This is a genomic window from Winogradskyella helgolandensis, assembly GCF_013404085.1.
Lineage (GTDB): Bacteria > Bacteroidota > Bacteroidia > Flavobacteriales > Flavobacteriaceae > Winogradskyella > Winogradskyella helgolandensis.
The window spans coordinates 4,072,890-4,088,578 of sequence record NZ_JABFHO010000001.1; the positions used below are offsets into that span (position 1 = coordinate 4,072,890).

A 15,689-nucleotide genomic window follows, 5' to 3' on the forward strand; every position below is an offset into this window, starting at 1 on the left:
ATAGAAGTGTATCTTTGCTTTCCCTTACAACGAAAATGAAGCAAACATTACTAGCTATTACCCTATTATTTTCCCTATTGAATTATGCCCAGAACATTTCAGTAGATAGCGAGACGTATACACCTCAACAACTTGTAGAAAACATCTTAATTGATAGTGATTGTATCAATAATGTTACCGTAACTAATGTGGTTGGTGGTGATTTTGGAGGAACCGATCAAAGCTACGGATATTTTGAAGCCAATGGTTCTAATTTCCCTTTTGAAAGTGGTATTGTGCTCAGTACAGGAAAATTAACAAATGTTCCTGGACCAAATAATAATTTAAGTGATGATAATGCACCAAGCTGGACTGGAGATTTTGACTTAGAAAGTGCACTAAACGAATCCGGCACCATCAATGCCACCATCTTAGAGTTTGATTTTACATCTGTAGCATCACAAATTAGTTTTAGATATATTTTTGCATCAGAAGAATATCAAGAGAACAATTCTAATACCTGTAATTATTCTGATGTATTTGGGTTTTTAATTCGGCCTGTTGCAGGACAAGTACAATATGAAAATATTGCAATTGTACCAAACACCAACATTCCTGTTAAAGTAACTACGGTTACACCTGGAGTTCCCAATAATTGTCCACCAGAAAACGAAACGTATTTTGGCAGTTTTAACGATGCTAATGCTCCTATAAATTTTAATGGTCAAACGGCTATTTTAACAGCAACTGCAAACGTTGTTCCCAATGTTACCTACCACGTAAAGTTAGTCATTGCAGATGAAGCTAATTACAGATACGATTCGGTCGTCTTTTTAGAAGCTGGCAGTTTTGAGCTATCTTCAGATTTAGGCCCTAATTTGCTTGTTGCAACTAGTAATGCTCTATGCGAGGGAGAAACTATAGAACTAAATGCAAGACAAGATGGGCAAAATGCATACGATTGGTACAAAGATGGTAGCTTAATTGATTCTCAGCCTAGCAATTGTGTGAATTGTGGTACGTATACCGTTACCGAAGAAGGAACCTATAACGTTGAAGTCACCTTAGCCAATGGCTGTATTGCCTATGGAGAAGTGATTATAGAATATGCATCATTACCCCTTGGCGTTAATTCTATTTTAGTTGAATGTGATGCAAATCAAGATGGTTTAACCATTTACGATTTATATAATGCTTCCTTTGATTTAATTGATGGAGATCAAGGTTTAACTGTCGATGATTTTTTCTTGTCAGAAGCAGAGGCTATAGCAAATATAAATCCGATTGCAAATCCTGATGCGTTTCAAAACACTTCACCTTTTCAAATCGTTTTTGCACGAATTGTGAATCAAGCCAATTGCCCTACTGTTGCAGAATTAGAATTACAAATTTCAAATAATGTTTTAAATATCCCAGATTTGGAAGCTTGCGATGGAGATGTTGTTGATGGATTTGCGACATTTAACTTAAATGATACTTTTAATTATATCCAAACTCAAATTTCTGATGATATTTTTGTTAGTTATTACGAATCAGAAATTGATGCTTTTAATGGCACTAACGCATTAAATCCAACATTCGACAATACGATTGCATATTCTCAAAGCCTATATGTAAAAGTAGACACCGATATTGGGTGTTACGGTATTTCCACTGTAAACCTAAATGTACTTTACACTCCTTTATTAGAAGCTGATGAAACTTTTCTATATTGTTTAAACACATATCCAGAACCGCTTACTATTTTTGGTGGAGTGCTTAATGATTTACCAAATAATTATTATTACGAATGGCAGTTTAATGGCACAACAACAGATGTCAATACGTTATTTTATGATGTTACAGAACCTGGCACTTATACTGTAATTGTTACAGATCCAAATGGTTGCTCTTCTAGTAGAACAATTACGATTTTAGCTTCGGAAACAGCAACAATAGAAAGTGTTAACGTTATTGGTGTTGCGCCAAATAACACGGTTACAATTTCTGTCTCCGGTATTGGAGACTATGAAATTGCTTTAGATGATATCGATGGATTATATCAAGATAATTTTGTATTCACTAATGTTTCTAAGGGATTTCATACTGTTTATATAAGAGATAAAAATGGCTGTGGTACCGCTGAAGAAACCATTTCTGTTATAGGCTTTCCTAAATTCTTTACCCCAAATGGTGATGATGATAATCCCACGTGGCAAGTTACTGGAGACGAGGACCAATTTAATCAAATAGCATCTATTCAAATTTTTAACCGTTATGGTAAATTAATGACGGTATTAACGTCTGCAAATCGCAGTTGGGATGGAACACTAAAAGGCAAACCGCTTCCGAGTGATGATTATTGGTTTGTCGCAGATTTCATTGATGGCAAATCCTATACTGGTCATTTTGCACTGAGAAGATAATTCCGGTTTTTTACATTCACTAAAAAGAAACTACGCTACAAGTTATATCTATTATAATATAGATTGTTATTTCTAAGTAAAAACAAACCACATTTAGCATTTTAAAAACGTGAAATAATAAATTATAATCAGTTAAACTCCTGATTGATTTCACAGTACAACAAATAGTCTTCATATTTTGAGTTGTCACATAATCTTCTATTTTTGTAATAACTAACACAACCATTATTTGAGCAAGAATTAGCATAACTATTACTTAACAAACAGTAGTACATTATTACATATTTTTGCGAACTCTATTTTTTAAACTACATGAAGAATTACACCTTATTTCTATTTCCACTTGTTTTATTTTTAAACGGTTATTTTTTAATAAATAATACAGACTATTCGACTTACGAAACTGAAAGCATTGCTTGTCCGGCTCCAGCAATAAACACATTTAGTCCTTCAAGCGGACCTGAAAACACAGAAATAACAGTTAATGGAAGTAATTTCGATACGACAACGACAGTTGATTTTAACGGTACTAATGCGACCTTTACAATAATAAATGACAGTAAAATGACTATTATTGTGCCTTCTGGAATTGCTACTACTTCTAATATTACGCTTACGACTTCTGGAGGCTGTGACACTACAACTGTTACAAGCTTCTCCTTATTAAATTCTGATTGTAATTCTGCGGATGAGATTTATATATCTGAAGTTTATGATTCAGACGGTGGAAGTTATGGTGTTATAGAGCTCTATAATCCAACAAACACCACAATAAACTTGGATGCCATTTATGAAGTACAACGTTTTGGAGATATTGGTAATGCAACACCGAGTGCAACGATTCCATTAGAAGGTTCTATTGCTCCGCTCAGTACTTATATTATTGAAATGGGTAGTACAGGTAATTCGTGTAGTGGTTTAACTGCTGGCATATCAATAAACGCTGGTATTAATGAGGATGACGAAATTAAATTATTAAAAAATGGAACTATCATTGATGTGATGTATACTGACGATGAAATTGGCTATAGTTTCATTAGAAATGCAGATGCATCTGCACCAAGCACAACATATAACCTTAACGAATGGTTACTGTTAGAAGATGAAGATTGTTCTGATTTAGGATCACATACATCAAATGGTGGTAGTTCTGCACCAACTATTACACATCCCAACAATCAAGATATTTGCGAAAACGGAACAGCTAGCTTTTCTGTATCTGTAAATACAGGATCGTATTCTTACCAATGGCTTGTACTTAATACTTCTGGAAACTGGGTAAACATCAGTAACGATAGTAATTATTCTGGTGCAACCACTAGCACATTAACTATTGCTAATACTCCTGCTAGTTTTAGTGGGTTACAATATTACTGTATGATGTCATCTGTAGATTGTAATCTTGTTTCAAATGCAGCGCAACTTATCGTTTCAAATCCTGAAGTAGATACATTACCAAACCAAACCGTATGTTCTAATTTTATTCTACCTGAACTAACTAACGGAAATTATTATACAGGAACTAACGGTACAGGAACTCAACTAAATGCTGGAGATGTAATAACATCTTTTCAAACCATCTATATTTTTAATTCATCGGGAACTCCTCCTAATACGTGTAGTAATGAATCTAGCTTTACCGTTTCCATTAGTGGAAATCCACTTGTAAGTGTTTTAGATGACCAAACTGTTTGTTCTGAGTATGTCTTACCAAGTATAACTAATGGAAATTATTTTACAGCGCCTGATGGAAATGGTACACCTTTAATTGCAGGAGATATTATATCAGCATCACAAACGATTTATATTTATAATGCGTCTGGAGTTGCTCCTAATATTTGCACTAACGAAAGTAGTTTTGAGGTCAATGTAATTGGAACTCCAGATGTAAATATACTTCCTGATGTTTCGATTTGTTCGGAATTCATTTTACCAACACTAACAAATGGAAACTATTTCACAGGAACTAACGGAACAGGAACACCACTTACTGCTGGCACTATTATTTCAACATCACAAACCATTTACATTTATAATGAGCTTGGTACAACACCAGATACATGTACAAACGAAAGTAGCTTTGACATTACCATTTATCCTGCTACAGATTTCGATCTAACCGATTCAAATATTGAAATAGACGGAAGTTCAATAACCATTACAATGCCTAATACTTCAATAGATTACGAATACGCTATTGACGGTACTAGTTTTCAAAGTGAAAATGTATTTACCAATATTTCTGAAGGCTTGAACACCTTATATGTTCAAGATAGCAATGGCTGTATTGTTAGATTTATATCATTTGAAATTCAACCAGCAGCAGACGAGCTATTTATTCCAAATGGCTTTTCTCCTAATAATGATGGCGAGAATGAATGGTTTAACATTCAAGGTCTATATGATGTTTACACCAACCATAAATTAGAAATTTATAACCGATATGGCACTTTAATTTTTGAAGGAAATAACACTAAAAAATGGTTCGGAATAGCAAATAAAGGGGTAATGCACAACGATAAAGTGCTACCTGTAGGCACCTATTTTTATGCTTTATATTTAAATGAGCCTAATACGGATTCTAAACCTTTAATGGGTTGGGTTTATCTTAATAAATAAACCACTTATTTTTTTCAACCTTTAATTTGAACCAATGAAACGCATTAATTTACTAATTCACTGTACCTACGTCTTAAGTTTATTTTTTATAACAAATACTTATGCCACAGTTAGTAGTGATATTGAAGAAGACAACAGCTTTTGTCCTGCACCAATAATTAATACGTTTACACCTGCTACTGGACCACAAAACACGTTAATTACGATTAACGGTAGTAACTTTAGTGCTGCAGCTTCAGTATCAGTTGATGGAATTAATACCACCTTCACCATAATAAATGATTCTCAAATCACAGCACTTATACCTGCTGGTGCAATTGATACTTCTGGCATTTCTATTATAAGTAATGGTGGTTGTACAGGGACTTCTTCATCAGATTTTACGGTCTTAGCGACAAACTGTGATTCTGCTGATATTTATATTTCAGAATTATATGATGCCAATGGAGGTGATTATGCTGTTATAGAACTTTATAACCCTACAAATTCCCCTGTGATTATTGATAATGTTTATGTGATTGAACGTTTTGGAGACGTCGGAAATGCGACACCTAATAATATTTTTAACACCATTATAGGTACAATTCCTCCTATGGACACGTTTGTCATTCAAATGGGAAGCGGCACAAATTGTTCTCCTTTAGATGTTGATTTCAATATTCCTACAGGAATTAATGATAACGATGAGTTCAAATTATATAAAAACGGAACTCTTATTGATATCGTAAATGCACCTGATGAAAAAGGCTATACTGTTATCAGAAATGCAGATGCACCGCTACCTCAAACAACTTATGATAGCAACGACTGGACTATTAATTCTAGTGAAAATTGTTCGAACTTAGGGTCGCATACAGCAGATCCAATTACGAATAACATACCTGAAATTATAGATCCAATAACACAAACGATATGTGAGAATGGTGCTGTAACGTTTATTACGTCTTTAAACAATAGTATATTTCAATATCAATGGAAGGTTCTTGATGCTTCAGGAAACTGGGTAGATGTCCCTAACGCTAGTCCGTACTCTGACCCTCAAAATAGCTGGTTAGATATTACTAATGCTCCTTTAAGTTTTGATGGAAATCAATATTACTGTGAAGTTATCTATAATTCTTGTCCATTAATAACGAATGTTGCGCAATTAATTATTGATAATCCCGCTGTGGATACGCTTTCTGATCAAACTGTGTGTTCAAGTTATACGTTACCAATCCTAACTGACGGAGATTATTATACTGTAACAGATGGTGCAGGAACGCAACTTAATGCTGGTGATATTATTTCAACAGATCAAACCATTTATATTTATAATGAAATAGGCACGGCTCCTGATAATTGCTCAAATGAAAGTAGCTTTGACATTACGATTACCGGAACTCCAGATATAGATACAATTACTAACCAAACGGTCTGTTCTAGTTATACATTACCTGCTTTAACTAATGGTGATTATTATACCGCTACTGATGGTGGAGGAACGCAACTTAATGCGGGTGATATTATTTCAACAGATCAAACCATTTATATTTATAATGAAATAGGCACGGCTCCTGATAATTGCTCAAATGAAAGTAGCTTTGTCATTGCGATTACCGGAACTCCAGATGTAGATACAATTACTAACCAAACGGTCTGTTCTAGTTATACATTACCTGCTTTAACTAATGGTGATTATTATACCGCTACTGATGGTACAGGAACGCAACTTAATGCGGGTGATATTATTTCAACAGATCAAACTATTTATATTTATAATGAAATAGGAACAGCTCCAAATATATGTTCAAACGAAAGTAGCTTTGAGGTTTCTGTGAATGGTACACCTAATGTTGATACCCTTGCTGACCAAACAGCATGTGGATCGTATATATTACCTACTCTTACAGACGGTAACTATTTTACAGGTACAAACGGTACAGGAACACCACTTAATGCAGGTGATAGTGTTTCGACTATACAAACTATCTATATTTACGTAGAAATTGGTACAGCACCAGACACGTGTACAAATGAAAGTAGTTTTGAGGTGACTATCACAAGCGCGCCAGATGTAGATACGATTTCTAATCAAGCCGTTTGTTCAGATTACACCTTGCCTTCACTAACCAATGGTAATTATTTTACGGGTACAAACGGTACAGGAACACCACTTAATGCTGGTGATATTATTTCAACAGATCAAACCATTTATATTTATAACGAAATAGGAACAGCCCCAAATATATGTTCAAACGAAAGCAGTTTTGAGGTTACTGTGAATGGCACTCCTAATGTAGATACACTATCTGACCAAACGGAATGTGCATCATACACCTTGCCTACTCTTACCAACGGCAACTATTTTTCTGGCACAAATGGAACAGGCACTCCTCTTAATGCCGGAGATGTAATTTCATCTTCACAAACCATCTATATTTATGTTGAAATTGGTACAGCTCCAGATACTTGTAATAATGAAAGTAGCTTTGATGTTACGATTACTGGAGCACCAAATGTAGATACCTTGGCTAACCAAACTATTTGTTCAGAATATACATTACCTACACTAACCAACGGTAATTATTTTACGGGAACAAACGGTACAGGAACTCTATTTAATGCTGGAGATGTCATTACAACTTCACAAACCTTATATATATATTCCGAAATAGGCACGGCTCCAAATACCTGCTCTAATGAAAGTAGTTTTGACATTACTATTAATGACGCTGTAGATTTCACTCTCGATGAATCCAATATTTCAATAAGCAACAGTATGCTTATAGTTACCATGACGGATCTCACTTCAGACTATTTATACGCTGTTGATTATTCTAGCACGCAAACATCTAATATTTTTAATGATCTTTCAGAAGGTATTCATACGCTACATGTCTCTGATATCTACGGCTGTATCATTAAATCCCTTTCCTTTGAAATTGAAGTAGACCTTTTTATCCCTGTCTTTTTCACTCCTAATAATGATACTTATAATGATTATTGGACTGTTATTGACCGAAATTACATTGTAAAAGAAATCCTTATTTTTAATAGATATGGTAAGCTCATAAAACAATTAATTCCTTTGAATTACTCTTGGGATGGCTATTACAATGGAAAAATGTTAGAGTCGAATGATTTCTGGTATTTAATCACATTAAAAAATGGTGATGAACTTAGAGGTCATTTTGCTTTAAAGCATTAAGTCTTTAATATAAAAAAAGGATTACTCATTAAAAACAATTTTTAAAAAGGACTTCAGAATATAAATTTGGAGTCCTTTTTATTTTAACGCAATTGTAACGCACTACGTCATTTAATTATAATCCCTTTATCGTAACTTTGCTAAATGCGATTTAAAATTGAGTCTGAATTTAAACCTACTGGTGATCAGCCACAAGCTATAAAAAAACTGGCTAAAGGGATTACTGATAAAGAAAAATACCAAACGCTTTTAGGTGTTACGGGTTCTGGAAAAACATTTACAGTCGCCAATGTGATTGAAGAAGTGCAAAGACCAACGCTAGTTTTGGCACATAACAAAACTTTGGCCGCACAACTCTATTCTGAGTTTAAACAGTTTTTTCCAGAGAATGCTGTTGAGTATTTTGTATCCTATTATGATTACTATCAACCTGAAGCTTATATTCCTACTTCTGGTGTTTATATAGAAAAAGATTTATCTATTAACGAGGAAATTGAGAAGATGCGTTTAAGTACAACCTCTTCCCTACTTTCTGGTCGACGAGATGTAATTGTGATTGCATCAGTGTCTTGTTTATATGGTATTGGAAATCCTGTAGAATTTCAAAAAAATGTAATTACATTAGAACGCGATCAGGTTATTTCTCGTACCAAATTATTACATCAACTCGTTCAAAGTTTATATTCTAGAACTGAAGCCGAATTCAAAAATGGTAACTTCAGAATTAAAGGAGATACTGTAGATGTTTTTCCGGGTTATGCAGATCATGCCTTTAGAATTCACTTTTTTGGTGATGAAATTGAAGAAATTGAAGCTTTTGATGCCAGAAGCAACGAAATCATAGAACGCTACGACAGACTGAATATTTATCCTGCTAATATGTTTGTGACCTCTCCTGATGTATTGAATGGAGCAATTAAAGATATTCAAGATGATTTAGTAAAACAATACGATTATTTTAAGGAAATAGGCAAACATCTTGAAGCCAAACGATTAAAGGAACGTACCGAATTCGATTTGGAAATGATTCGTGAATTAGGGTATTGCTCTGGTATTGAGAATTATTCAAGATATTTAGATGGACGATTACCAGGAACACGACCGTTCTGTTTATTAGATTATTTTCCAGATGATTTTTTAATGGTGGTTGATGAAAGTCACGTCACCATTTCCCAAGTTCATGCCATGTATGGAGGAGATAGAAGCCGAAAGGTGAATTTAGTAGATTACGGTTTCCGTTTACCTGCTGCTATGGACAATAGACCTTTAAAGTTTGAAGAGTTTGAAGCCCTTCAAAATCAAGTAATCTATGTTTCTGCGACTCCAGCTGATTATGAAATGCAAAAAACGGATGGTGTTTATGTGGAGCAAGTGATTCGTCCTACAGGATTATTGGATCCAATTATTGAAGTCAGACCAAGTCTAAATCAGATTGATGATTTAATTGAAGAAATTCAAAATCGTGTTGAAAAAGACGAACGGACTTTAGTCACCACGCTGACCAAACGAATGGCTGAAGAATTGACAAAATATTTAACAAGAATTTCGATTAGAACTAGATATATTCATAGTGATGTAGATACTTTGGAACGTGTTGAAATCATGCAAGATTTACGAAAAGGAGTTTTTGATGTGTTGGTCGGTGTCAACTTACTTCGTGAAGGTTTAGATTTACCAGAAGTATCACTGGTGGCTATTTTAGATGCGGACAAGGAAGGCTTTTTACGTTCAGCACGTTCTTTAACGCAAACCGTTGGTAGAGCTGCAAGACATCTTAACGGTAAAGCCATTATGTATGCTGATAAAATTACCAAAAGCATGCAAAAAACAATAGATGAAACGAATTACCGTCGAGAAAAACAAGTTGCATACAACACTAAACACAACCTTGTACCAAAAGCATTAAATAAGAGTTTAAATAGTGCTTTAACGCAAAATTCAGTGAGTACTTACCGAACAGAACTAGATGCACAAATAGCAGCAGAACCAGAAAGTGAATACCTAACAAAAGGAGAACTCGAAAAGAAAATAAGAGAACGACGCAAATTAATGGAACAAGCCGCAAAAGCCTTAGACTTTTTAGAAGCAGCACGTTTTAGAGATGAAATTACGGCTTATCAGAGTAAATTGGAGAAGTTGAAGGTTTAAAAAAGTGGTCAGTGGTCGTTGGTTAGTTAAAAATGTAGAGTTTGAAGTGAATTAGTATAATAATTATTCACTACTAACATTCATTCATTACTTTATTCTTGGGACTAATTATATTGCACCTTAAAAATATCAATTAAAAAATCTGGTGGTACAATTTTATTAGGAAAGCTATCCATTAAATCTAACACACGATTAATAGACTCATGACTTAAGCCCATTCTAAGTCCGAAATTGTGAATTTTAACCAATTGTTTAGGTGCTACTTTATGATCTAAATTCATAAGTAATACTAATCTATGAAATTGAACAATACGTTCACTATGTGACTTTAAATTTACATAAGTGACAGGATGTTCAAAAAGATATTGAAAATCTTCTTTAGAAATTTCCAACTGTTTAGCGATGCTATATAAAAATTTATATTCTATAGATTTTATATTTTCATCTGTTTGAGCGAATGCAATCATCTCGGAAAGCAAACTCAGTTTTTCAACGCGATTAATCATGATTATATGGGGATTAATTTATACTGTAAAGTTACAGAGGTAGTTTATTTTATTGTCGTTGATATAATGTATCTTGTCGAAAAATTGATTGTACTTAGTCGATTTTTTTAAACGTTTATCAATATACTTTATCAGTTACAGCATGAAATCGAAGCATTTGCACTTGCTATTTCTAGTATTTATTCTACACCAACTATCAGCGCAAAGCACTGCTTCTGAACAGATTACGAAATTCACTATTGCGTCACCTCAACTCGATTCCTCAAAAACTATTTGGGTGTATTTACCTACAAATTATAAAAAAACTAAAAAATCGTATCCCGTCATTTATATGCATGATGCGCAAAATTTATTTGATGCAGAAACATCCTATGTTGGAGAATGGGAAGTTGATGAATATATGGACAAACTAACCGATAATAAAAGTATCATTATTGGGATTGAACATGGCAATGCTAAACGTATAGATGAACTCACCCCATATAAACACGAAAAACATGGAGGAGGAAATGGAGATGCCTATTTAGCATTTATTAAAAACACTTTAAAACCGCACATAGACGTTGCTTACAGGACAAAACCAGAAGCAGAACATACCTCAATTTTTGGATCATCCTTAGGAGGTTTGCTATCCTTTTATGCTGTAATAAAATATCCTGAAACATTCGGAAACGCTGGAGTATTCTCTCCTGCATTTTGGATTAATCCTGAAATTTTTGAATTAGTAGAAGCTACTGATATCCCAGAAACTTCAAAATTTTACTTTCTGGCTGGCAGTGATGAAGGAGACACTATGATTCCGAAGTTAGAAAAAATGATTAAATTACTTCAATCTAAAGGAGTCAATGAATTGCAATTTGAAAGCCATACGATTGAAGGTGGACAACATAATGAAAAACTTTGGGCAACTCATTTTGGAGAGGCGTATCAATATCTAATATCTAACAATTAACGTATTCCCATTTTGAAGGGAATGAAAATAAATTTTCAATGACAAATAACGACATATTCAAAAAATTAAGAGTAGCGCACAAGCTAAGAGACGATGATATCGTAAAAATCTTAGAATTAGTAGATTTCAGAATTTCCAAAAGTGAACTGAATGCCATGTTTAGAAATGAAGACCATCCTAAATATATGGAGTGTGGTGATCAGATTTTAAGAAATTTCTTAAATGGGTTAATTATTCATTTACGCGGACCAATGCCAAAAAAGGGAGAGAAAAAGAAAGAAGAAAAGAAGAAAGATTAAATTCTTAAATAATAGAAATAAAAAAGAGCAACAAATAAATGTTGCTCTTTTTATATTTTAATATCTCCTATCAGGTTTTAAAAATCCTGAAAGAATAAAAATTTATTTATTCAATACTTCTTGCACCTTATCAGCTGCCTCTTGGAACTCAGTTGCACTCATTACATCTAAACCAGAATTGTCAATTAATTCTTTTGCGATGTCTGCATTTGTTCCTTGTAAACGTACAATGATTGGCACAGTAATGTTACCCATGTTTTTATAAGCATCAATGACACCTTGCGCAACACGATCACATCTTACAATTCCACCAAAAATGTTGATTAAAATAGCTTTTACAGCAGGATCTTTTAATATAATTTTAAAAGCCGCTTCTACTCTAGCCGCATCAGCAGTACCACCAACATCTAAAAAGTTAGCTGGCTCACCACCTGCTTGCTTAATTAAATCCATAGTAGCCATTGCTAAACCAGCACCATTTACCATACAACCAACGTTTCCGTCTAAGTCCACATAGTTTAAACCTAAAGCACCTGCTTCAACTTCAATCTGGTTTTCTTCACGTAAATCACGTAATTGTGCTAAATCTCTGTGTCTGTATAATGCGTTGGCATCTAAAGTTACTTTAGCATCAACAGCCATTATTTTATCATCACTAGTTTTTAAAACTGGATTGATTTCAAATAAAGACGCATCCGATTTATCATAAGCTGTATATAAAGCCGTAACAAATTTTGTCATTTCTTTAAAAGCTGTTCCAGATAAGCCTAAGTTAAACGCAATACGACGCGCTTGAAAAGGTAAAATCCCAGTAGCAGGATCAATTTCTTCATTATGTATTAATTCTGGAGTTTCTTCTGCAACCGTTTCAATATCCATTCCACCTTCCGTAGAATACACAATCATATTTCTACCTGTAGCACGATTTAATAAAACAGACATGTAATATTCGTTAGGCTCATTTTCACCTGGATAATATACATCTTCTGCTACTAAAACTTGATGAACACGTTTTCCTTCTGCTGAAGTTTGAGGTGTTACCAAATCCATTCCTATGATTTGTCCTGCAATATCTTCAACCTCTTTAAGGTTTTTAGCCAATTTTACGCCTCCACCTTTTCCACGTCCACCTGCATGAACCTGAGCTTTAATAACATGCCAACCTGTAGCAGTTTCAGCTGTTAATTGCTTTGCCGCATCTACAGCTTCTTTAGCACTTTGAGCTACTATACCACGTTGGATACGTACTCCAAAACTGCTTAATAATTCTTTTCCTTGATATTCGTGTAAATTCATTTTTAATCAGAAATTTATTGGTCTGACAAAAGTAAGCATACTAATAGTTTTTACCAATAGTTTTTAAAATTGATTTATCTCTTAACAAAACAGTGTCTAGAAGTTTAATCAATTAAACGCTTTATGGCAGAAAATGCCTTATCTACCAAATAGTCTTCTACCACAATGGTGAATTCATTAGTTGTGGAAACCACTTCATATAACGTAATGTTTTCCCAAGCTAAACGTTTAAATATTTGGTAATATAACCCAACGATTTTTGAATTTCCCTTAGGTAAATAAATACTAATCGCAGACAATTTTTCTTGTAATCCAATCTGTGTTTCTTTTTTGAAGGCTTTAAGAACACTATCTTTTTCAGACGTTGAAATAATAATATTACTTTCAAACATACCACGTGTAAAGGCATAAAATGTTTGATGATTTTCACTGATCTTTTCTAAAATCTGTGAATGACTATATATTAAAGTTTTTGAATTCTGAAACGTAAAATCACTTAAATTAGAACGGACTGTAATATCACCTAATTCATTAAATGTTTTTTTTAAACTCTTAGAATTCTCAAGATTTAAAGGTTGTTGATAGCGTCGCAATGCCATCATTATAGCTCCATCTTTTATAGGTTTACGTAACATTGTAGAGATGGGTTCATTCAACTCTTTTGCTAGAGCAGAAAAATTAATAATCTCTCTAGATAAACCTTCTTCTAAAAAAGGACTGGCAACAATTATATCTTGAACACAAGAGGCGATGGTTTTCATACGTTTAAATTTTATGTAACTATTTAAAAAATATCTAAATCAGCTAATTTCAACCATTTTTTTTTCGGTTCCCTAAAAAATGAAATGGTACACATTATCTAGGTTCTCTATAGTGTTAAGGTAAAACAAGAGGATTTATAGCGCATAGTGAATAATTACAATTTTGTTAACTATTTAACATTTTGTGTAAAAATAGCTATTTTTTATCATTTTTATGTTTATTATAAGGATTACATTTACTTTCGCCCTTCAAATAAATTGAATTTAACACTATTACAAATGAACGATAATACCTTATTACAGATTGCAAAGGATTTTGGAAGTCCTGTTTACGTATATGATGCTGAAAAAATTGAAACTCAGTATAAACGATTAACTAAAGCATTTAGTAAGGTTAAACATCTGAAACTTAATTACGCGGTTAAGGCATTGTCTAATATTTCAGTTTTAAAATTATTTAACAAATTGGGCTCTGGTATTGATACCGTTTCTATTCAAGAACTTCGATTAGGCTTAAAAGCCGGTTTCAAACCTGAAAATATAATTTTCACTCCCAATGGTGTATCCCTTGAAGAGATTGAGGAAGCCGCAAAATTAGGTGTTCAGATTAATATTGATAATTTGTCTATCTTAGAACAATTTGGAACTAAGCATCCTAAAGTTCCGGTTTGTATTCGTATCAACCCGCATGTAATGGCTGGTGGAAACACCAACATTTCTGTTGGACATATTGATAGTAAATTTGGAATTTCAATTCATCAGATTCCACTATTACTTCGTATTGTAGAAAACACGAAAATGAATATCAACGGAATTCACATGCATACTGGAAGTGATATTTTAGATATTGATGTCTTCTTGTACGCGAGTGAAATTCTTTTCGAAACTGCAAAAAACTTCAAAACTCTTGAATTCATAGATTTCGGTTCTGGCTTTAAAGTGCCTTATAAAAAAGGAGATATTGAAACCAATATAGAAGAATTAGGCGAAAAATTATCGCAACGTTTCAACGAATTCTGTAAAGAATATGGTAAAGATTTAACCTTAGCATTTGAGCCTGGTAAATTTCTAGTCAGTGAAGCTGGTGTCTTTTTAGCTAAAGTTAATGTGGTAAAACAAACCACCTCAACAGTTTTTGCTCAAATTGATTCTGGGTTCAATCACTTAATACGACCAATGTTATATGGTTCTCAACATGACATTTTAAACATTTCCAACCCAAAGGGTCGTGAGCGTTTTTACTCTGTAGTAGGTTATATCTGTGAGACTGACACGTTTGCCAATAACAGAAGAATTCCTGAAATAAACGAAGGTGATATTCTTTGTTTTAAGAATGCAGGAGCGTATTGCTATTCCATGGCGAGCAACTACAATTCGCGTTACAGACCTGCTGAAGTATTACTCTATAAAGGAGAAGCTCATTTAATTAGAAAGCGTGAGACTTTTGATGATATCCTAAATAATCAAGTTGAGATAGCATTATAGATCAAATTATTTGAGTTAACTTTTTATTTATTCAGGCTACATTTCTCTC

At 33.6% G+C, this 15,689-nt stretch carries 10 protein-coding genes; 7 read left to right on the plus strand and 3 right to left on the minus strand.

From position 1 onward, the window contains the following. Positions 1–35 precede the first annotated feature (35 nt). From HM992_RS17235 to uvrB, 4 genes are all read left to right on the plus strand, one after another. A complete protein-coding gene (locus HM992_RS17235; RefSeq protein WP_179320622.1) occupies positions 36–2,384 on the plus strand; it encodes a choice-of-anchor L domain-containing protein in 2,349 nt (782 codons plus the stop codon). Positions 2,385–2,696: 312 nt separating this feature from the next. Then, entirely contained in the window at positions 2,697–5,003 is a 2,307-nt protein-coding gene (locus HM992_RS17240; protein ID WP_179320624.1) for a T9SS type B sorting domain-containing protein, read from the plus strand. Positions 5,004–5,037: 34 nt separating this feature from the next. After that, on the plus strand, positions 5,038–8,193 hold the full coding sequence (locus tag HM992_RS17245) for a T9SS type B sorting domain-containing protein (protein ID WP_179320625.1): 3,156 nt from the start codon (positions 5,038–5,040) through the stop codon (positions 8,191–8,193). Positions 8,194–8,337: 144 nt separating this feature from the next. After that, positions 8,338–10,341 (plus strand): excinuclease ABC subunit UvrB, encoded by a 2,004-nt coding sequence (gene uvrB / locus HM992_RS17250; RefSeq protein WP_179320627.1) that lies wholly within the window; start codon positions 8,338–8,340, stop codon positions 10,339–10,341. A gap of 104 nt (positions 10,342–10,445) precedes the next feature. On the opposite strand, the gene HM992_RS17255 is transcribed toward uvrB, so the two are convergent. Then, positions 10,446–10,847: a TerB family tellurite resistance protein gene (locus tag HM992_RS17255; protein ID WP_179320629.1), complete on the minus strand. Its 402-nt coding sequence runs from the start codon at positions 10,845–10,847 to the stop codon at positions 10,446–10,448. Between the two features lie 142 nt (positions 10,848–10,989). On the opposite strand from HM992_RS17255, the gene HM992_RS17260 reads away from it, so the two are divergent. Next, complete coding sequence (locus HM992_RS17260) at positions 10,990–11,799, plus strand: alpha/beta hydrolase (RefSeq protein ID WP_179320631.1); 810 nt, start codon at positions 10,990–10,992, stop codon at positions 11,797–11,799. A gap of 38 nt (positions 11,800–11,837) precedes the next feature. Continuing rightward, a complete protein-coding gene (locus HM992_RS17265) occupies positions 11,838–12,098 on the plus strand; it encodes a DUF1456 family protein (RefSeq protein WP_020894963.1) in 261 nt (86 codons plus the stop codon). 102 nt (positions 12,099–12,200) lie between these two features. On the opposite strand, the gene sucC is transcribed toward HM992_RS17265, so the two are convergent. Then, a complete protein-coding gene (gene sucC / locus HM992_RS17270) occupies positions 12,201–13,394 on the minus strand; it encodes an ADP-forming succinate--CoA ligase subunit beta (protein WP_178983861.1) in 1,194 nt (397 codons plus the stop codon). Positions 13,395–13,498: 104 nt separating this feature from the next. Continuing rightward, positions 13,499–14,155 (minus strand): hypothetical protein, encoded by a 657-nt coding sequence (locus tag HM992_RS17275; RefSeq protein WP_179320632.1) that lies wholly within the window; start codon positions 14,153–14,155, stop codon positions 13,499–13,501. Positions 14,156–14,434: 279 nt separating this feature from the next. Between HM992_RS17275 and lysA the strand changes: the two genes are divergently transcribed. Then, positions 14,435–15,640 carry a diaminopimelate decarboxylase gene (gene lysA, locus HM992_RS17280; protein WP_178983859.1) on the plus strand — a complete coding sequence of 402 codons (1,206 nt, stop codon included), beginning with the start codon at positions 14,435–14,437 and terminating at the stop codon, positions 15,638–15,640. The last annotated feature ends 49 nt before the right edge of the window (positions 15,641–15,689 follow it).